Below are 20,597 nucleotides of genomic sequence, written 5' to 3' on the forward strand. Positions count from 1 at the left end.
GAGAGCCGGCCCAAAGAATATGTGAGACCTGTATGAGCAATTATTTCAACACCTTAAATCTGCGTCAGCAGTTAAAGCAGTTAGGCAAATGCCGCTTTATGGCCAAAGAAGAGTTCGCCAATGGTTGTCAGCTGTTAAAAGGCTGGAAAGTTGTGATTGTAGGCTGCGGTGCTCAGGGTCTGAATCAGGGCCTTAATATGCGTGACTCTGGTTTGGATATCAGCTACGCCTTACGTGCGGAAGCCATTGCCGAAAAACGCAAGTCGTTCCAGAGCGCTTCATCCAACGGTTTTAAGGTAGGCACTTACGAAGAGTTAATTCCAACGGCTGACCTGGTGTTAAACCTGACGCCGGACAAGCAGCACACTTCAGTGGTGCAGGCCATTATGCCATTGATGAAACAAGGCGCGACGCTGGCGTATTCACATGGGTTCAACATAGTGGAAGAAGGCACCCAAATTCGTAAAGACATCACAGTAGTGATGGTAGCGCCTAAGTGCCCGGGCACTGAAGTACGGGAAGAATACAAACGTGGTTTTGGTGTGCCAACGCTGATTGCAGTGCACCCGGAAAACGACCCGAAAGGCCTGGGTTTAGAAATTGCCAAGGCGTACGCTTCAGCCACAGGCGGCGACCGTGCCGGTGTACTGGAATCGTCCTTCGTGGCTGAAGTGAAATCCGACTTAATGGGTGAACAAACCATTCTGTGTGGCATGTTGCAGACAGGTTCCATCCTGGCCTACGACAAAATGGTGGCTGAAGGTATTGAGCCAGGTTATGCCGCCAAGCTGATCCAGTTTGGTTGGGAAACCACCACAGAAGCGCTGAAGCACGGCGGTATCACCCATATGATGGACCGTCTGTCGAACCCGGCGAAGATCAAAGCTTTTGATCTGGCAGAAGAGTTAAAAGTAAAACTGCGTCCGCTGTTTGAAAAACACATGGACGATATTATCAGCGGTGAGTTCTCCCGCACCATGATGGCCGACTGGGCCAATGACGACAAAAATCTGCTGGGCTGGCGTGAAGAAACCCGTCAATCCGGTTTTGAAAGTGCACCAGTGTCGGACGAACAGATTGCCGAGCAGGATTACTTCGACCGCGGCATCTTGTTTGTTGCCATGGTCAAAGCAGGTGTCGAACTGGCGTTCGAAACCATGGTGGCGGCTGGCATTATCGAAGAGTCTGCTTACTATGAATCGCTGCATGAAACGCCGCTGATTGCGAATACCATTGCCCGTAAGCGCCTGTACGAAATGAACGTGGTGATTTCGGACACTGCAGAATACGGTAACTACCTGTTCAGCAACGCTGCGGTGCCGCTGCTGCGCGATTTTGTGAACCAGTTAAGCACTGAGTATGTAGGTAAAGGTTTAAGTTCCGCCGCCACCGGCGTGGACAATATCCGTCTGATTGCGGTGAACGAAGCGATTCGTCAGCACCCGGTAGAGCAGGTGGGTAAAAAGTTACGGGGCTATATGACCGCAATGAAGAAGATTGTCGGTTAGTAGCGAGGCTCCCTAAGCCTCATCCCCAGGTACCGAGTTTTTACGTGGACCTTGGTTGTTTGCCCGGCTATGCCGGGCTTTTTTTTCAGCAATCAGGCCGCTGAGCACGACCTGACTGAAGGTGATATTAAGAGGTCATAATCACGTTAGAAATTTGGCTGACCACGTTGTCTGCCCCCGCTTTAATATCAGACATCACATCTTCAACTTCACTAATGCGCTCGTTGACCTGCTGAGCTGACTGATTGACACCAGTCATGACAGTCATCATTGAGTCAACAATCTGCTGGGTTGCAGAAATCACAGTTGCAATTTCTGATGTTGAATTCGCTGTTCTTGAAGCAAGACTGCGCACTTCGTCGGCAACCACAGCAAAGCCCCGCCCTAAATCTCCGGCCCTGGCCGCTTCAATGGCAGCATTTAAAGCCAGCAAATTGGTTTGTTCCGCAATAGAGCGAATGGTGCCAACGATACCATCTATATTTTTTGCGTGCGAAGTCAAGGTTTCCGCCTGCTGGTATGCGTTGCCTATTCTGCCAACCATAGTGTTGGTGACGCTGACGGTTTCCAGTAACTTTTCTACACCTATGGCAACAATCACCGAGGTTTCTTCTGACGTGTTACCTGCCATGTCTGCAGCATGTCTCACTGCCTGTTCTTTATTCACTGCCGCTGTGATGTCGGAAGCAAATTTTATAACCCGTACTACTTGACCACTGCCGTCAAAAATGGGGTTGTACGTAGCTTCAATCCAGACAATCTGACCATTTTTAGCTACACGTTTGTAGCGTCCAGAGCAATGTTTTCCGGCAGCCAGCTCACTCCAGAAGCGAGGGTTTTCTTTATAAAACTCTTCGTCACAGAACATCCGGTGGTGTCGTCCCACCAGCTCAGTCCCGCTGTACCCCATGAGCTGTTGGAAATTAGTATTCGCTTCCAGCACATTGCCTTGTGGATCAAAGTGAATTACAGCCGTAGAAAGGTTGATCGCATCAAAAACTGCGTTTTTTGTATCAAGCTCTATTTTGGAAGCCGTAACATCGGAGGCAATTTTGATCACTTTTTCAACAGTCCCATCACTGTTTCTGACTGGGAAATAAGTCGCCTCCAACCAGGCGATCTGTCCATCTCCGCGCACTCTTGGAAACTGACCGCCGAAACAATCCCCTTGTTTTAGCCTCGACCAGAACTGGTTGTATTCACGCGAATTTATATAGTCTCTGCTACAAAACTTACTGTGATGCTGTCCTATGATGGCATCTGGCTGCACCCGCATCATGGAGTTAAATAACGCATTACTCTTGAGCACATAACCATCGGGACTAAACTCAATTACCGCTAAATAGGTTTCAATAGCGCTCAGGTCAGCAGTAGCTAAGTTCACCTGTGTTGTTAAGCTTTCAATTAAGTCTTTCGTTTTACGGCCAAAAATCATAAGTCACCCCATATCGTTGAAATAAAGCGCTCGTAACTTTGTCGACAATGGATATCAACACAGTGAATTCACTTGCGCTTCTTTGCTTGGGTCCAGTTCCTGCTGAACATACAAGAACAGGCGACAAAACACTTAGCCTGTAACATCAATCCATGCTGCCAGAATATCAGGGTAAATACGAAAAATCAATAAAAATGATAAAAGTGATAAATTCAATCAAATCATCATACTGCCAACGCAATTTCTATTTATTGGGAAGCGTCATTTGAGAAATCGCCTTTGGCATCAGTCGCTGTCAGGTGAAATTCTGCCGCCACTGGCGTGGACGATATCCGTCTGATTGCGGTGAACGAAGCGATTCGTCAGCACCAGGTCGAGCAGGTGGGTAAAAAGTTAAGGGGCTAGATGACCGCAATGAAGAAGATTGTCGGTTAGTAGCGAGGCTCTCTAAGCCTCATCCCCAGGTACCGGGTTTTTACGTGGACCTTGGTTGTTTGCCCGGCTATGCCGGGCTTTTTTTGCGCCAGCATTGGCGCGTTCTTGCCCAATAGCTAATTTATCCGAACGCATAAGTTAGCTATTGTTTGTATGGTTTAAATATATAACTTGTGAGATCGAACAAATTATCTAAGGAATTCTGGTCGATTCAACGAACATTTCAGTATTTTTTTTGCGTCAAGTTAGCTTAGTAAAGAGTTCGCCAAAGGCGAAAGCTTTGAGTAAAACCCCGCTATTCGTTGGCTAACGAAACAGATTGTTCAAACAATGCTTTCATGCTGCCAGCCCGGAAAAAACTAAACCCCCGGCGCATCTGCCACTGAATCCCGTTCCACCAAATGTGGAATAAACAAGTGGGTGCGGTGGTGGCTGGCTTCGGGCTGTTCTCCCAGTTCAATGGCGAGTTTGGTGGCGTAGCTGGCCATTTCTTCCACCGGGTAATGTACTGTGGTCAGGCGGGGGCGGCAGACTCGGCTGATGATCAGGTCGTCAAAGCCAATCACCGACACATCGTCCGGCACCCGCAGGCCGGCTTCGAATAAGGCGTGAATGGCGCCTATGGCCATATTGTCGTTGTAAGCCAGCAGGGCAGTAAATTTCACCCCTTTGGCCAGCAGGGCTTTCACGGCCTGCTCGCCGCCTTCCAGGTTGGCGGTGGATTCTTCAATGGCCTGTTCATTCAGTGCCAGATGGGCGTTTTTTAATGCTTCGCGAATGCCCTGCAGCCGGAAGCCCGGGTCGCCGTTTTGGTAAATACTGGTGATTACGGCAAAGTTTTTGTGGCCGCGTTTAAGCAGGTACTCAGTGGCCTGCCGGGCGCCGGTCTGGTTGTCCAGCCAGACGCAGCGGCTGGAAATGGCCGGAATGTAGCGGTTAATCAGCACCAGGCCCGGAATTTCTTCGGCCAGTTTTAATAAGGTTTTTTCGTCGGAATATTCGCTGTGCAAAATAATGGATCGGCAGTTATGGTCGCGCAGCGACTCAATGGCTTCCAGCTCCGATTTAGTCTCATACAAGGAGTTGCTCATCAGGCACTTGTAGTTGTTTTCGCGGGCGCCTTTTTCCACGCCACTGGCTAAGCTGCCGAAAAACGGCATCGAAATTTTTGGTGTGACCACGCCCAGCGTATTGGTGGTTTTGCTGACCAGGGCGCGGGCGTTGCTGTTGGGTCTGTAGCCCAGTTCGGCTATCACTTTTTTCACCCTGGCCCGACAGGCATCACCCACCTGGCCACCGTCGTGGATCACCCGCGACACTGTGGCAATGGACACGCCAGCCACTTTGGCTACGTCTTTGATTGTGACCATAAAATTCTTATTCAGCTCCTGCTGTTTCTGTTCCGATAGTATCAGTTTGCTGCCGCTGGCGTAACTGCAGCTGCTCACGGTTTTTCCTGCACTGGGCAGCGTCCAGCTGGTAGTGGCGCAGCAGCCAGAGTGACAACAATGCAAAGAGCACAGTGCCGCCGGATAAAATAGCCCGCATCCAGTCCAGCGTCTGCGGGCTTTGGGCCGCGCCCAGATGGGCGTCAAACTGGATTAGGTTCAGGCAAAGCCCGGTGGTCAGTAAAGCCAGAGCTGCACTGAAGTGGGTGACCCAGCCATGCACCGCAGCAAAGGCGCCGTCGCGGCGCTGGCCATGGCTGAGTTCATCCTGGTCCGACAAATCAACAATCATCGATGGGATCAGCATGGTCATGGCGGTCCAGCTGGCGGTGCACAGCAAAGCATCCAGCCATAACCAATACACACCTTCTGGCGTGTAGATAAACCATTTGGCGATACCTCCGGCCAGTGTCAGCCAATACACCCAAAGCAGAGCCGTTTTTTTGCCGACCCGTCTGGCCAGGCTGGCCAGCAGCGGAATGGAGAAGATGCCCAAAGCGGCAAACGCCATCGACAGCCAGCCTTTGAGCACAGCGCCTTGTTCTATCGAGCCTGCGCTTACCGCATACACCAGCAGGTAATAATCCAGGCTGGCGACAGCAGCGCCACCGGCCATTTGTAATAAAGTCAGGCCAAGCAGCACCTTCAGGCCCGTATTGCCGGACAAGGTTTTCAGGCTGCTCAGCAGGGGCGGGCGCGGCGCAGCCACGGCGCTGACACGCACTTTTTCGCTGCAGCCAAGCGCGGCTAGGGTGCCCAGCGCACCCAGCAACAGAATACCAACACCCCAGCCCACCACCTGAATGCCAAAAAACACCGAGCCAAACAGACTAAGCTGCGCCAGTGGAAATAACCATTGGTACAGCAAGGATCCCAGTTTCAGAAAATAGCTGGTAAAACCCATAATTTCGGTGCGTTGGTGGTAATCCGGGCTCATCTCGTAGGCCAGGCAGGTCATGGGCACGGCCACCAGGGTGGCGCAGATATAAAAACACAAGGAGCAGAGCACAAAATACAGCAGCTGTGCCCAGTCGGCCCAGCCGGCAGGCACCATCCAAATCAGACCAAAGCTGATGCAGCTGGCCCAGGAGCCAAGCAGAATAAAGGGTTTACGCCGGCCAAAGCGGCTCTGGCTGTGGTCGGATAAATGACCAACCCAGGGGCCTAACAGGCTACCGAGCAGCAGCGGCAAAGTCAGCGCCAGTGCCAGCAGAACAGGGTCCAGCCCCAAGGTCATCTGGTAATAAGGAATAGCCAGCACAGCCACAGACTGACTGGCAAAAAAGGTGGATAAAAAACCAAAGCCCAACGCCAGCTTAGGGCCTGTTGGCAACGCAGTCGGGGCTGAGGTTGGGGTCATAAGTTGCGGGTTCTGGCTTTGAAGCAAAACCGATTATAGGCCGGGCTGAATTTCTTCAGCAACCGGCCTTTTCAGGCTTAACGCTTCAGCAGACTGACTTCGGCCAACTCGACGCCTTGCCAGCCGCTCTGGCCACTTTGGCGCAGCAACTGCAGTTGCAGGCCTTGCAGTTGGTGTAGCTGCAGTGGTTTTGGCTGAACCTGACTCGCAGGCAGTAACGGCGACGAGAAGGTTGGGTAAGCCTGTGGCAGCACAGTATCCACCGGCTTCAACTGGCTCAGCGGGATCAGCACCTGCTGCCAGCCGGTTTTCACGCCAAACTCAGCACCATGGGCCAAGCCATCCTGATCTAACAGCGCCAGCCGCAGTTGCTGTGGCTGATAGCTGCGCAGTTTTACCGACAGGCTGTTGTAGCCCTGCAGGTTATAAGCGCTGAGTTTCAGGTTCGGGCTTAAAGTGGTTTTCAGCAGCGGCACTGCGTCCGTCGGCTGGGCTTTGATATCGCTAATGCCCAGTTGCAATGCCATGCCGTCCGAGGTCGTCAGCCAGCGCGGTTCGACACTGGCCTGCTGTGGGTACTGGCTGGCGCTTTGGTCCAGCGCGGCACTAAACAGCCGCACCGGTAAGCCGGGCTCGACCAGCCGGGTTTGCCAGTAGGCTTGGGTCTGCACAAAGTCCCAGTCCTGCGGGCTGCCCTCTGCATTACCTGGGAAACTGCGTTGCTTGCCGTTTTCTGTGACTACCAGTGCATAGTCCAGCACACCAGGGCGGTTAAACAGCTCTGTGGTGTTGAGCTGCAGCTGGTAATCGCCGCCAAAGCCGGTGTTGGTACTTTGCAGCGGTAGTGTCGTGAACTGGCGGTCCCCCTGGTAACGCACCAGGAGCTCCACTTTTTCTGGTGCTTTGCTGCTACCTATACGGAAGCTCAGTGGCAACTGTTGGTTTAGCGTCACTTCACGCGAGCTGTGGTGCTCTACCGCTAACTCTGTGGTTTTCAGCTCAGGCAGAAGGTAGGTGCTGTCGATGGCGGCGCTGCCAAGCTGAGCGGCCGTTTTGGCCAGCAGGTACACCCCAGGCTGAACCTGCACTGTGCCAGCTTTGGTTTGCTGGTTGCTGTGGTTACCGGCATTAATGGCTTTGAGCTGGTAGCTTTGGCCTAAATCCGGCAGCTGCACTCTGAGACTGCGGCTGGCGCTGTACAGGCGGCGGGCTTCGCGGCGCAGGCTGGAATTCTGGTAAGGGTCCTGTAATTCCAGCACGTCCGGATACAGCTCTAAACGCCACAGGCCGTCTTGCTGTTTATCAAGGAAATAAGCGCCATTGCCCTGGTACTGCACTAAGGCCGACGAACCCACACCGGCAATCTGGGTCAGTTGTTTGATATTTTTGGCTGTGGCGGCCGTGCTGTTGCTGTACAGCAACTGGCTGTCGCTTTGCAGCAGGGCGACATCGGCCTGCGGGTCCAGTGTGACATTGCCTGCAATATTGCTGGCCGGGTAGGCTGCTGCTTGTTGCTGGCGTGGCCATTGGCGGAACTGCTGGCCGGCAATCATCAAACTGATGGCTTTGGACGGCGTGTACAGCAGGTTCAGGTAGTGGGTGTTGTATTCCGAGTTGGTATGAGCGGCGTAAGCAGCGTCATAGGCAAACTGGGTCGCCCATTGCATACCGGCGCTGCGGAAACTACGCGCCATCGCCGGATATAGAGTGCTGGCGGCGACGTCGGCCGCATCAAATTCATACACCATTTTGGCTTTGCTTTGGCACTGTTCAATACCAGCAAAAGGGTTATGGTAAGCCGCCACTGCGCTTAGCATATTGCCGTTAATAGCGCTGTATTTGAGCAGGCCCGTTGGGTACCACTGAAAGGCGACCCCGTCTATTGAGGTTTCGCAAAGGGCTTTGGCAAAGTCAGGCTGGTTGCCTTGTTCGCTGGTGTTGTAAAACAGGGGTTTGCTCACACCGGCTTTACGCACCACATCTATCAGGCCCTGAATATAAGCCGCGCTGTGGGCAGGCGCCTGGCCGTGTTTGGGTTCGTTAAACAGCTCAAAGGCAATAATGTTCGGGTCCTGGCCATAGGTTTTGCCCGTCAGCGGGTTTTTGTGCGCCATCAGCTGGGTCAGGTAACGGTGCTGGGCGGCAATAGCGGCTGGATTTTCGTTCATCTGGTTTTTGCTGTAGTGGCGGGCAAAACCGGTTTCGACCGGATCCGGCTCCGGATAGCCGCTGCCCCACCAGGCGATCGGGGTGATGATCACCTTGATCTGGTGTTTTTCCAGCTCGGACAGCAAATAATCGAACAGCTCCAGGTGCTCGTTTTGCAGCAGGTTGCCTTCGTCATCGGCCAGCTCGCGGTCCCATAAATGCACACGGTAGGCGTCCAGACCCAGTCGCGCCATATGGGCCACATCCATCCGGATCGCCGCTTTATGGTCCACGCCCAGCCGTTTCAGTGAGCGGTAGCCATAGGCAAAAGGCGCACTGTAGTTCACGCCAAACAACGCCACTTCGGAACCGTCCGCCCAGCGCATCACGCCGTTGTCGACTTTCACCGGGCCCTGCGGGGCCGCAGTGGCGGTGGCAGTGACCAGACTGGCACTGGCCAAGGCCAGCGCCATCATCAGCAGGGAAGGCCGCAGCCCAGCTATTCTTGTGAAGTTTTTCATTCTTACCACCAGGTTGCGTAGAAGGCGACCAGCACCAGGCAGACCGCAACAGAAGCCCAGTTAAAACTGGCACGAGTGTCGAATTGAATATCGGCAAGCTCAACCGCTTTGCCGCTGTTATCTTCCGGCTTCAGCAGGCTGACCAGTACGGCCAGGCCCAGACAGCAGAGGAACACCAGACCCACACGGTCCATAAATGGCAGCTCTGGCAGCTGGAACTTAAACAGCAGTGACAGCGCCGCTGAGCCGACCGCGGCCACTAAGGCGGCAGTGGCGGTCATTTTGCGCCAGAACATCCCCAGCAGGAATAACACCACTATACCCGGGGTAAAGAAGCCGGTGAACTCCTGAATATACTGGAAGGCCTGCTCGAATTTGCCTAACAGCGGTTCGGCGGTCAGCAGTGCCAGCACCAGCGCCAGCAGGCTGACCACACGGCCGACCAGCACGTATTGTTTCTGGCTTTGGTTAGGTTTCAACTGAGCGTAAATATCCATGGTGAAAATGGTGGCGACACTGTTGGTCATCGAGGCCAGGCTGGACAGAATGGCAGCCACCAGCGCGGCGAAGATCAGGCCTTTGACACCGGCAGGCATCAGACTCATCAGTTGCGGGTAGGCCTGGTCTGGTTTGCTCAGCTCTGGCAGGATCAGCACGGCAGCAATGCCCGGCAGCACCACAATCACCGGCATTAACAGCTTCAGGAAGGCGGCAAACACAATGCCTTTTTGTGCTTCTGGTAAGTCTTTGGCGGCCAGAGTGCGCTGAATAATGTATTGGTTAAAGCCAAAGTACGACAGGTTCATCACCCAGAGGCCACCTACCAGCACCGAAATACCCGGCAGGCTGACGTAATGCGGGTTGTCCGGCGTCAGGATCATATCGAATTTGTCCGGCGCTTCGGTAAACAGACGGTCTAAACCGGCCAGCACACCGGCGCCATCGCCCAGTTGCTGCAGCGCTAAGGTCGACAGAAATAAACCACCGGCCACCAGCAGCACCACCTGAATAATGTCGGTGTAGGCCACGGCTTTTAAGCCGCCGTATAAGGAATACGCCACCGACAGTAGCGCTAAAATCAGCATGCTGGCAGTTAAGTCCAGCCCTGTCATGGTGTTAATGGCCAGCGCGCCTAACCAGAGCACCGCCGTCAGGTTCACAAACACATAGACACCCAGCCAGAACAGCGCCAGCGTAGTGCGCACGCGGTTATCAAAGCGTTGCTGCAGGAACTGCGGCATGGTGTAGATTTTGCGTTTGAGGAAAACAGGCAGAAAGTACTTACCGACAATAATCAGCGTCAGGGCGCCCATCCACTCGTAGGAGGCAATACCCAAACCTATGGCGTAACCTGAGCCGGACATCCCGATGATTTGCTCAGCCGAAATATTGGCCGCAATCAGCGAGGCACCAATGGCCCACCAGGGCAGGCTGTTGCCCGCCAGGAAATAATCGTTGGTGTCTTTCTGATGATTGCCCTCGTCGCGGGAAATCCACCAGGCCAAAACCAGCAGGCCAATCACATAGATGACCAGAATGCTGAGATCCAAGTTACTTAACATAAGTTATACCCTGTACGTCATGACGTTTATTGTTGTTGGCTGAAACGGAAGGAGATGCAGTGCTGATACAGCTCGCCCGGCCATAAAATGGCGGATGGCGCCAGCGGCTGGTTCGGCGCATCCGGCCAATGCTGAGCTTCCAGGCACAGGCCCTGGCGCTGGGCAAAGGGGCTGTCCAGGTAATTGCCGGTATAGAGCTGAACTGCTGGTAAATCCGACCAGAGCTCCATCGCAATGCCGGACTCTGGCGAATACAGCCGGGCCTGGCGTTGTGGCAGCTGGCCAGCTTGCCAGTTGGGCCAGACATAACTGTGGTCAAAACCGCGCGCCAGTTCCAGCTGAGGGTGCTCTGCCGCTAAGGCCTGTGCCACCTGCTGGCCCAGGGTCCAGTCAAAAGCCGTGCCTGCAACCGTAGCAATCTCACCAGTCGGAATGGCCTCTGCTGTGGTGGGCAGGTACTGATCGCTGAAGATCTGCAACTGATGGTTACCAACCGGCGCATCGCTGCTATTGAGGTTGAAATAGCTGTGGTTGGTCAGGCTGAGTGGGGTGGCTTTGCTGCTTTGTGCTTTAAACAACAAACGCACTTCGCCTTGTTGCAGCACAATGCGTTGCCAGACTTCCACCGTGCCGGGGTAGCCGTTTTCGCCATCTTCAGCGCACAGGTACAGCAGAGCTGAATCGGCTTTCTGATCCAATACGCGCCAATGGCGCTGGTGCCAGCCGTCCGGTCCGCCATGCAAATGGTTAGGGCCATTATTGACCGGCAACTGATAGTGTTGGCTGTTCAGGCTGAACTGGCCTTTGGCGATTCGGTTAGCAAAGCGGCCAACCGTTGAACCTAAATAAAAGGGGTTGTGCTGATACGCTGCCGGGTCGCTGTAACCGACTGTCACTTCAGTGCCATGAAAACGGATGCGCTGGATGCTGGCGCCAAAAGGCAGCAGCTCCAGCTCCAGGCCAGCGCCATCAGTTAAGCGGATTGGCGTAAAAGCCGCACTCACGCCACTTGCTCCGCGCCCTGGCTGGCAGTGCAGACAAACACATCGGCGGTTAAACCGGTTTTTGCTGCATAGTTGGCGGCAATCAGTGCTTTGATGGGCTCCACCTGAGCTTCTGGCACCAAAGCCACCACACAACCACCAAAACCACCGCCTGTCATACGAACGCCACCGGTCTGGCCCAGTTCGGCACCCACCAGCTCCACCAGGTAATCAATGGCCGGTACGGTAATTTCAAAATCGTCACGCATGGAAAGATGCGACTGCGCCATCAGCTGGCTTAAACGGGCGATATCGCCTTGCGCCAGCGCCACTGCGGCTTGTTCGGTGCGGGCGTTTTCGGTCACCACATGGCGGGCGCGTTTGGCCACCAGTGGGTCCAGCTCGCCGATGCGGCTTTGCAGTAATTCCGGGCTGAGATCCCGCAGCGCCTTGACGCCAAAAGTGGCGGCGGCTGCTTCACATTGCTGACGTCTGGTGTTGTATTCGCTGTCGACCAGGCCACGTTTGACGTTGGAGTTGATGATCATCACAGCGAGGCCTGCAGGCAGTGGTACGGCTTTGCTGTCCAGGCTACGGCAGTCAATCAGCACCGCATGGCCTTGTTGGCCCTGGGCTGAAATCAGCTGGTCCATAATGCCGCAGTTGCAGCCAACAAAGGTATTTTCGGCATGCTGACCGTTCAGTGCATTGTCGCGGCTGGACAGTTCAATGCCAGCGATGGTGCTGTAGGCCAGGCCCAAAGCGACTTCGAGTGACGCAGAGGAACTTAACCCCACGCCTTGCGGCACATTGCCGCTGATCGCCAGGTCGCAGCCTTTCAGCGCAAAGCCTTTTTGCAGCAGACTGTTGGCCACACCTCGTACATAGTTGGACCATTGTTGGGTGGCGTGATGCGAAAGTGGCGCAATGAGGCTGAACTCATCGGTCTGGTGGCTGTAATCCAGCGCCAGTACCCGCACCAGGTCGTCCTGGCGTGGGCGGGCCACAATCACCGTGTCGTAGTTAATAGCGCAAGGCAACACAAAACCGTCGTTGTAGTCGGTGTGTTCGCCTATCAGGTTCACCCGGCCCGGGGCACGGAACACCAGTTCACCTGGTTGCTGATAATGGCGGAGGAATTCGGCTTTTACCTGTTCAATCAGAGACATCAGTGGGTACCTTGCTGTTTGTAGTGGACAGGGCTTAACTCACGCAGACGTTCTGCGGCCTGTTCCGGGGTCATATCACGTTGGGTTTCGGCCAGCATTTCGTAGCCGACCATAAATTTTTTGATGCTGGCTGAACGCAGCAGTGGCGGGTAGAAATGGCCATGCAATTGCCAGTGGCTGTGTTCGGCTTCGGCCTGGCCCGGGCTGTACGGCGCGCAGTGCCAACCCATGGAATAAGGGAAAGCGCACTGGAACAGGTTGTCGTAACGAATGGTCAGCTGCTGCAGAATATCGGCCAGGCTGGCTTGTTGCGCGTCGGTTAACTGCTCCATTCGCGCCACCGGGAATAACGGCAGTACCAGGGTTTCGAAGGGCCAGCTGGCCCAAAACGGCACCACTACCAGCCAGTCGGCGTTGGCCACCACTGTGCGTTCGCCGTTTTGCAGCTCTGTGTGGGCGTAGTGCACTAACAGCGAACGGCCATGGCGCTGAAAGTAATCTTTCTGCGCCGCGTCGGCTTTGGCTGGCAGGGTCGGCACTGTGCTGCTGGCCCAGATTTGGCCATGCGGGTGCGGGTTGGAGCAGCCGTTAATAGCGCCTTTGTTTTCAAACACCTGCACCCAGCTGTACTGCTGCGACAACTCTTTGTATTGACCAATCCAGGTGCGCACTATGGCTTCAATCTGGCTGGTGCTGAGTTCCGGCATGGTTTTACTGTGATCCGGTGAATAACAAATCACCCGGCTGGTGCCACGTTCGGATTTCAGCTGGAACAGCTCGTCGTCGGCCTGATGAGCAAAAGGGGTGTTGTCCATCAGGGCCGCAAAGTCATTGGTGAACACAAAAGGCTGCTGATAATCCGGGTTCAGATCGCCCGAGATCCGGGTGTTGGTCGGGCATAAAAAGCAGCTCGGGTCATAACCTGGGTTCTGCTCCGTGTCTGCTTTTTCAATCTGGCCCTGCCAGGGGCGTTTGGCACGGTGCGGCGACACCAGCACCCAGTCCCCGGTCAGCGGGTTATAACGGCGGTGCGGGTGATCTTTGGCTTCAAATTCAGACATGTCTGAAAACTCCGGGTTGAGCGTTAGTCAAAACTTAATCTTTGGCATAACCGCTGGGGTTCTGGCGCTGCCAGTTCCAGCCGTCTGTGACCATTTGGGTTAAATCGCGGCTGGCGTGCCAGTTCAGTTCACGCGCCGCTTTGCTGGCGTCGGCGTAATAACAGCCAATATCACCCGGGCGGCGTGGTGCGATCTGGTAATCAATCGGCTGGCCAGAGGCCTTGCGGTAGGCTTCCACCATTTGCAAAACAGAAATACCGCTGCCAGTGCCGAGGTTGTAGGTATGCAAACCTGGCTTAGTCGCTAATTGTTCCAGCGCCCGCACATGGCCTTCAGCCAGGTCGCAGACATGGATATAGTCCCGTACGCCTGTGCCATCCGGCGTGTCGTAGTCGTTGCCAAACACCGACAAAAAGGGCCGGCGGCCAACCGCGACCTGATTGATAAAAGGCATCAGGTTATTGGGAATGCCTTGTGGGTCTTCGCCAATGCGGCCTGACGGATGGGCGCCCACCGGGTTGAAGTAACGCAGCACCACGGCGCTGAATGCGGGCGCGGCCACCACCAGGTCCCCCATCATCTGCTCCACCATCAGTTTGGTACGGCCATAGGGGTTAAAAGGCCGGGTCGGAAAATCCTCAGTCACCGGCACCTGGTCCGGTTCGCCGTAGACTGTGGCAGAGGAGCTGAACACCAGGCAGTTAACGCCATGCTGCTGCATTGCTGCCATTAAAGTGCGGCTGGCGCTGACGTTGTTGTCGTAATAGGCCAGAGGAAACTGCACCGACTCACCGACCGCTTTGGAGCCAGCGAAGTGGATCACCGCATCGACCGGCTGGCCAGTCGCGGCCGCTGCCGTAAAGATTTCAGCGAGCAACGCCTCGTTGCGAACATCACCCTGAATAAACTGCAGCGCTTTACCGGCCAGTTCTTCAATGCGATGGATGGCTTCCAGGCTGCTGTTGGCCAGGTTATCCAACACCAGCACCTGGTGGCCGCTTTGCAGCAGTTCCACGCAGGTATGAGAGCCAATATAACCAGCACCGCCTGTCACTAAAATCTTCATTGTTCAGTCCTTTTACTCAAATGTGATTTGTTGTGCCGGTATCGACAGCTCTGTCACACCGGCCTGAATGCTGGCCCCGCTGAAGTGTTCGCCAAGCCGCACTACCACTGTAGCAATACCCTGCTCAGTCACTGTGACATCCGGGTTTAAAATTTGTACATCCCCTGTGCTGGTAAATTGCACTGGCTGGCCTTGTATTGGCACTGTGCTGCCTTTGGCATCCTTCAGGTAAGCCCGCACAAAAATCAGGTCGTGAGGAACAGGGGCAATACCCTGAGTATCCAGCTCAAGCCTGATGGCGCTGGCCTGACCCGGCGTGCTGACCTGATGCTCTGCCACCTGTTTGCCGCCACTATAGGCGCGGGCTGTTAAGGTGCCCGGGGTAAAGGCAGGCAGCTTAAATTCAAAAGGCGGATGCTGCAGATGGGTGGAGTACTTGTCCTGGCTGGGCTTCTGCCGGGCGACCGGCTGGCCGTTGAGCAGTAGCTCCACTTCCTCCGCATTACTGAACACCCGCAGATCCAGCGCCGAGCTGGCGGTCCAGTCGCTGGCGATATAGACCATAGGACCAGCCTGGTAGGTGCTGGACTGAATCGCCGGGCTACGCTGGCTTTGGTAGAAGAAATAACTGTATTTCGGCAGACGGTAAATGCTCATCAGGCCGGACGCTTCCAGGTCGTTGGCATAACCGCGGTTGTAATCAAACATCACCCAGTAACCGTCGGCATAAGCCGGGGTGCTCAGGTTGTCGTTATGGGCTTCCTGCACATTACGTGCCTGTTGCAGCAGGCGTTTTTCGCCATGGCTCAGCAACTGACGGCTGGTGCGTTCTTCTTCTTTTAAATCGGCCCAGCTGTCCTGTGCCAAACCGGCGTTTTGTGCGTAGTATTCCCAGTCGCCATACTCCGACACATTGTAAGGCTGGGTCGGGGTTTCGTAGTGCATCTGGCGGTGCTGACGGGCCTGCAGGTACATGTCGTAACCATGTTGCCAGCCGGCAGAATAGGCGCCAGGGTATTCCTGTTTTACTGTCTGGTGCAGCGTGGCGATAAAATCTTTCGGCATGTCGGATTCATTCAGCGAACATTCCCAGGCCAACACGCTGGCATGGTTACGGTCGCGGCGAATGAGGTCGCGGCAGCTTTGAATGGTGTGGGCCCTAAAGGCCGGATCCGGGTTGTAATACTGCCAGCCTAAAATGGCATTCATCAGCACTAAACCCAGTTCATCCGCCGCCTGCATAAAGGCTTTGGAATGTGGGTAATGCGACAGGCGCACGTAGTCAAAACCGGCCGATTTAATCCGTACCGCGTCACGGTAATCGGCGTTGGCGGAGCTGGCGTACCCCACATGAGGGTGTTCCTGGTGGCGGTTCACACCCCGTAAAAAGGTCGCGTTGCCGTTGATCAATAACCGGTGATCCGCAGTAAAGCTGAACTGGCGCAGGCCGATTTTCTGGCTTTGTTGTTCCAGTAACTGGCCCTGTTGCCAGAGACTGGTTTCCAGCCGGTACAGGTTCGGGTGGTCCGGGCTCCACAGCGCCGGCTGTTGCACCTGCAGCAGCTGAGTCAGTTGCTCTGTGCTGCGGGCGGCTAAGGTCTGGTCCTGTGTGGTACTGCCGATCAGCCGGTCTTGCCAAAACAGTTGCTGACGTACACTGATGGTGGCGTCGGTGGCGCCGCTGTTGGCCAGTTCAGTTTGAATGGACACCTCGGCCTGTTCGGTACTGATTTTGGGGTAACGCACAAAAATGCCGCCACCGGCCACCCGGTTAGCTAGTTGTTCATCGGTAATATGCACCGGGTTTTTCACCAGCAGACGCACATCACGGTACAGGCCGCCATAGGTATTAAAGTCGAGCAAATGCAGTGGTTTTGGCCCTGTAATGGCATTGTCTCTGTTGTCCAGTTTGACCAGCAGCTGGTGCCTTTGCCCGGCTTTGACTTTGTCGGTCAGGTCCAGGGTAAAGGGCAGGTAACCCCCTAAATGATCGCCAATTTTCTGGTGATCCAGATAAACCTCGGCATGGTTCATCGCGCCTTCGAATCTCAGTAACAGGGTTTTCCCCTGCCATTCCGGCGCTATGGTCAGCTCGCGTTTGTACCAGGCAAAGCCCTGCCACTGGTTATTCACCAGTAAAGGCTCGATTTGTGGGGTGTGTGGCAACGTCACGGCTTGCCAGCTGGCCTGGGTTAAATCCGCGTCCGCCATCTGGCTTTTAAAAAACTGCCAGTGCTGGTTCAGCTGCAGCTCCGTGGCCGCACTGACGGCAGCAGGCTGTTCTGTCGATGTTTGGGGGGTACAGGCGGCCATCATGGCGCTGAAGCATAAAATCTGCATCACTCGTGTTAACACTGGGTTATTCCTTTTGATCAGGGCCATGGCTGCGGACGTCAGCCGTAATTGGTTTCGGCTGCAGGCCGCAGTACCAGCTCATGCAGCTGGCTGGTGCGGGCGCTTTGCAACATCAGCAGCACAGCGTCGGCCACTTCATCGGCCGACAGATAATCCGGCCGTGCTGTGGCTCTAAATTGGGTATTAATGCCACCGGGGTACAGCGACATCAGCCGCACGCCGCTGCCGGTCAGCTCTTTGCGCAGCACTTTGCTGTAGCTGTCCAGAGCGGCTTTGCTGGCGGTGTAGGCAGCAATACCAGGGTTGGAAAATAAACAGACAGTGGACAGCACATTCAGAATGTCGCCTTGGCCTTGCTGGCGCATGGCCGGCAGTACCAGGCTCATCAGTTGCACGGGCGCTTTAAAGTTCACTTGCAGCATCAGCTCCAATGCAGCCCAGTCGGGCAACTCAGCCGGAGTTCTGCTGTTATTCAGGCCAGCACAGTTCACCAGCACATCTACAGCACCAAAAGCTGCTGTGGCCTGCTGATAAAACACTTCTGTCTGTTGCGGGTCAGCCAGATTAAAAGCCCTGGCGAACAGCGGGCTCTGGCTGGGTAACAGGTCGAGGCTGTGTTGCAGTTTCTCTGCATTTAGCCCACACAAACTCAAGCGGTAACCAGCCTGAGCCAGACGCAGCGCAATGGCGCGGCCAAGCCCGGAGGAAGCACCTGTCAGCAGTACGTGGGGGGAATGCAGAGTCACACCATTTACCTCGGAAAGCTGGCCCCGCCACGCAGGGCCAGTCTGGTTACGTCTGTGGGAATTACATATTCAGCTGGAAGCCCAGCAGGAAACGACGACCCCACTCGGTGTAATTGGCCGGACGGCTTGGGTCGTTATCAAAGTAGGTCACCGCAGGTTCGTTGGTCAGGTTTTGCCCCTGCAGCATGACCTTGAAGTTTTCGGTCACTTCGTACGACAGGCTGGCGTCTAAGGTTGCCTCGGCGTCCGCACGGGTGATCTCAGTTGGTGTCCAGCTGCCGACCCGGGTATTGGCGCTGCGGTAGTTGTACGACAGCTTGGCGTCATAGCCGGCTTTGTAGTACCACAGGGTCAGGCTGCCGACGTGTTTGGACAAACCACCCAGCGGCATTGGGTTATCGGCTGGTACAAACTCATACACATTGCTGTCGGTCAGTGAGTAGTTGGCGTAGAAGCCTAAACCGTCGAACGGCTCTGGCAGCATATCCAGTGCGCGCTGATACATCAGCTCGATACCCTTGATCTGACCACCGTCGCCGTTAATTGGGCCGGTAAACTGGTACAGCACGCCATCAATAGTCACTGGTTCAGTGGCACTGCCGATATGAGTGGTCAGGTCTTTGAAGAAGGTTGACGCTGAAAACGCATGTTTCTCCGACCAGTAATATTCAAAGCCCAGGTCCACCTGGTTGGCGACAAACGGATCCAGACTTGGGTTACCACCTGACCCTGTTTTCACCGGGCTTTGCGCGTCCAGCTGGAAGCCCGAGCGCATTTCAATCAGCGGCGGACGGGACAGGGCGCGTGACAGACCAAAACGCACTTGCGCTTCGTCTGACAGGTTAAAGATCATATTCAGCGCCGGCAGAATTTCGGCGTAGTCATGGTCAACCGACACTGGCGAATAGACGCCGTCTTTAAACTGGTAGCCACTGGAGGTGGAATCGGTGCGGACATAACGCACACCGAAGTTACCGGTGTAAGGCAAATCGCCCAACTCGCCTGCCATTCTGAACATGGCGTAAGCGGCCGTGTTGGTTTCGGTGACATGCCAGGACGACACCCGGTCTGTGTCGGTTTTTTCATGTTCACTGCGGTTATCAATGCCACCAAAGGCGTCGCTGACCACCTGATCCCAGTTGTTTATACCGTACAGCGCCGGTGCTGTGAAATCACCACCCATGCTGTAGCTAAAGCCATAATCGGTCAGGCTGCTGTTGGTGACCGGCTGCCACCAGCTTTGTACGTCGTTGTCTTTGTCGCGGTCGCTGTAACGCAGGCCCAGCACCAGGCTTTCCACCACACCCCAGTCCAAGCCTCGTTCAAAGTCGGTGCGCACAGACAGCATCTCATCGGTCAGGTCGCGGTCGGTGTCAACGTTCATGCCGGACAAAGTGTAATAATCCGGGTTACCAATATCTTCGTTGACCCAAATGCCTAAACGGCCACCGGCATTGCTCCAGCCGATATCCAGCGGGGTAGGGCCATTGTAGGCCGAGGTCAGGTTCACCCAGCGGGATTCAATGCTGGCTTCTGAGTAACCAAGATCCAGAGTGGAGGTCCAGACATCGCCGGTAAAGGTGGTTTTCAGGCCTGTGCTCAGTAAGTCGTTTTTCTGGAACCAGGTGGCGTTGTTGGCTGAATGGGCGCCCCACAGCAGGCCGCCGCCGGTAATTTGCTGGCTGCCATCGGCTTTGGTGATGATGGTCGGGGCTGTGGCTGAGTTGTTGTAGTTCCAGTTGCTGCTGTCCTGCCAGTTACCCCAGCCGTCAAACCAGAACTGGTCTTCCCGTTCTTTAATATCGAACTCAGAGTAGAACAGGTCGTATTTAAAGTTCAGCGCTTCAGTGGGTTGCCATTCCAGGATCATCAGGCTGCCAACACGTTCGTTGTTGCCCAGCTTGGTGCCGGCTTTACCACCCCAGGGGGCTACTTCTTTGATGCCGTCGCCGTTCACGTCACCCATATCGGCGTCGGTTTTGTTGTAAGAGTAAGACGCGGTTTCACGCTGAATAGATGGCTGGTCCTGATAGGTCAGGCCAAACACCACCCCAAAATTGTCGGTCCACTGGTCGACGTACGAGAAGGAACCTTTTTTGCCTGTACCATCGGCACCTGGCAGATCGTCCGCCATTGGGTAATCCATCAGGTTGCCCGTAATGGTGATCATGCGTTTGTCTTTGGCCAGTGGGCTGACAAAGTTCATATTCACCAGCCCGGCAATACCGCCTTCGAGGTTCGACGCCAGCGGGCTTTTGTACACTTCTACTGAGTTAATCAGCTCGGCAGGGAACTGCTCGTAACGCACGTCGCGGCTGGGTTCGGCACTGACAATTTCGCGGCCGTTCATGGTGGCCGCATTTAAACGGGCACCCAAACCACGAATGGAAATGCTGCTGGCATTACCCCGGTCACGCTCGGCGGCGATGCCGGGCAGGCGGGCCAGCGAGTCGGTAATGGTCACATCAGGCAGCTGACCTAAATCGTCGGTGGTGACAATTTCCACTGTGGATTCAGCCAGTTTTTTCTGCATTAAGGATTTACTGAGCGACGCACCAAAACCACGAACTTCGATCACCTCGATGGAAGGTTCGGCTTTTTTAGCTGTTTGTTCAGTGTCTTGCTGCTGAGCCAGCAGCGGAGTTGTGACTAAAATCTGTGCCATAGCCAGTGCTACAGCAGTTTTCTGGAATCGAGCTGTCATTGCCTACCCCTGTCGTACCGAAGTGATGTTTGTTGTTGTTTTGCAGGTTATGAACCTGACTGGTGTTTATTTATACCACTTAAGGAAAACGTTTAC

The 20,597-nt window shown here is 54.8% G+C and carries 13 protein-coding genes and 1 pseudogene; 1 reads left to right on the plus strand and 13 read right to left on the minus strand.

Translation table 11 applies throughout. The annotated features are described in order from the left end of the window. Positions 1–32: 32 nt before the first annotated feature. Complete coding sequence (ilvC, locus tag WKJ03_RS14025; protein WP_337842849.1) at positions 33–1,508, plus strand: ketol-acid reductoisomerase; 1,476 nt, start codon at positions 33–35, stop codon at positions 1,506–1,508. A 127-nt stretch (positions 1,509–1,635) separates the two neighbouring features. Here ilvC and WKJ03_RS14030 read toward each other — a convergent pair whose 3' ends face one another. The 13 genes and pseudogenes from WKJ03_RS14030 to WKJ03_RS14090 form a co-directional block, all read right to left on the minus strand. Next, positions 1,636–2,139 (minus strand): methyl-accepting chemotaxis protein, encoded by a 504-nt coding sequence (locus WKJ03_RS14030; RefSeq protein ID WP_337842954.1) that lies wholly within the window; start codon positions 2,137–2,139, stop codon positions 1,636–1,638. Between the two features lie 30 nt (positions 2,140–2,169). After that, positions 2,170–2,943: pseudogene (locus WKJ03_RS14035) on the minus strand (PAS domain-containing protein); the annotation flags it as partial. Between the two features lie 794 nt (positions 2,944–3,737). Next, a complete protein-coding gene (locus WKJ03_RS14040) occupies positions 3,738–4,826 on the minus strand; it encodes a LacI family DNA-binding transcriptional regulator (RefSeq protein ID WP_337842850.1) in 1,089 nt (362 codons plus the stop codon). Continuing rightward, a complete protein-coding gene (locus WKJ03_RS14045) occupies positions 4,756–6,186 on the minus strand; it encodes an MFS transporter (RefSeq protein ID WP_337842851.1) in 1,431 nt (476 codons plus the stop codon). The genes WKJ03_RS14040 and WKJ03_RS14045 overlap by 71 nt, the downstream gene beginning before the upstream one ends. Positions 6,187–6,263: 77 nt before the next feature. After that, on the minus strand, positions 6,264–8,855 hold the full coding sequence (locus WKJ03_RS14050) for a hypothetical protein (RefSeq protein ID WP_337842852.1): 2,592 nt from the start codon (positions 8,853–8,855) through the stop codon (positions 6,264–6,266). Between the two features lie 2 nt (positions 8,856–8,857). Beyond that, entirely contained in the window at positions 8,858–10,417 is a 1,560-nt protein-coding gene (locus WKJ03_RS14055) for a sodium/sugar symporter (RefSeq protein WP_337842853.1), read from the minus strand. Between the two features lie 26 nt (positions 10,418–10,443). After that, positions 10,444–11,421, minus strand: a complete 978-nt coding sequence (locus WKJ03_RS14060) for an aldose epimerase family protein (protein WP_337842854.1) — start codon at positions 11,419–11,421, stop codon at positions 10,444–10,446. After that, positions 11,418–12,569 carry a galactokinase gene (gene galK / locus WKJ03_RS14065; RefSeq protein WP_337842855.1) on the minus strand — a complete coding sequence of 384 codons (1,152 nt, stop codon included), beginning with the start codon at positions 12,567–12,569 and terminating at the stop codon, positions 11,418–11,420. Before galK ends, WKJ03_RS14060 begins: the two co-directional genes overlap by 4 nt. After that, a complete protein-coding gene (locus tag WKJ03_RS14070; RefSeq protein ID WP_337842856.1) occupies positions 12,569–13,630 on the minus strand; it encodes a UDP-glucose--hexose-1-phosphate uridylyltransferase in 1,062 nt (353 codons plus the stop codon). Before WKJ03_RS14070 ends, galK begins: the two co-directional genes overlap by 1 nt. Before the next feature lie 34 nt (positions 13,631–13,664). Beyond that, positions 13,665–14,696 (minus strand): UDP-glucose 4-epimerase GalE, encoded by a 1,032-nt coding sequence (gene galE, locus WKJ03_RS14075; protein WP_337842857.1) that lies wholly within the window; start codon positions 14,694–14,696, stop codon positions 13,665–13,667. 12 nt (positions 14,697–14,708) lie between these two features. Then, entirely contained in the window at positions 14,709–17,051 is a 2,343-nt protein-coding gene (locus WKJ03_RS14080; RefSeq protein ID WP_337842858.1) for a glycoside hydrolase family 2 TIM barrel-domain containing protein, read from the minus strand. Positions 17,052–17,089: 38 nt separating this feature from the next. Further along, positions 17,090–17,797 (minus strand): SDR family oxidoreductase, encoded by a 708-nt coding sequence (locus WKJ03_RS14085; RefSeq protein WP_337842859.1) that lies wholly within the window; start codon positions 17,795–17,797, stop codon positions 17,090–17,092. Positions 17,798–17,858: 61 nt separating this feature from the next. Continuing rightward, a complete protein-coding gene (locus tag WKJ03_RS14090) occupies positions 17,859–20,501 on the minus strand; it encodes a TonB-dependent receptor (protein WP_337842860.1) in 2,643 nt (880 codons plus the stop codon). Positions 20,502–20,597 lie beyond the last annotated feature (96 nt).

The organism is Rheinheimera sp., from assembly GCF_037442525.1.
Taxonomy (GTDB): Bacteria; Pseudomonadota; Gammaproteobacteria; order Enterobacterales; family Alteromonadaceae; genus Pararheinheimera.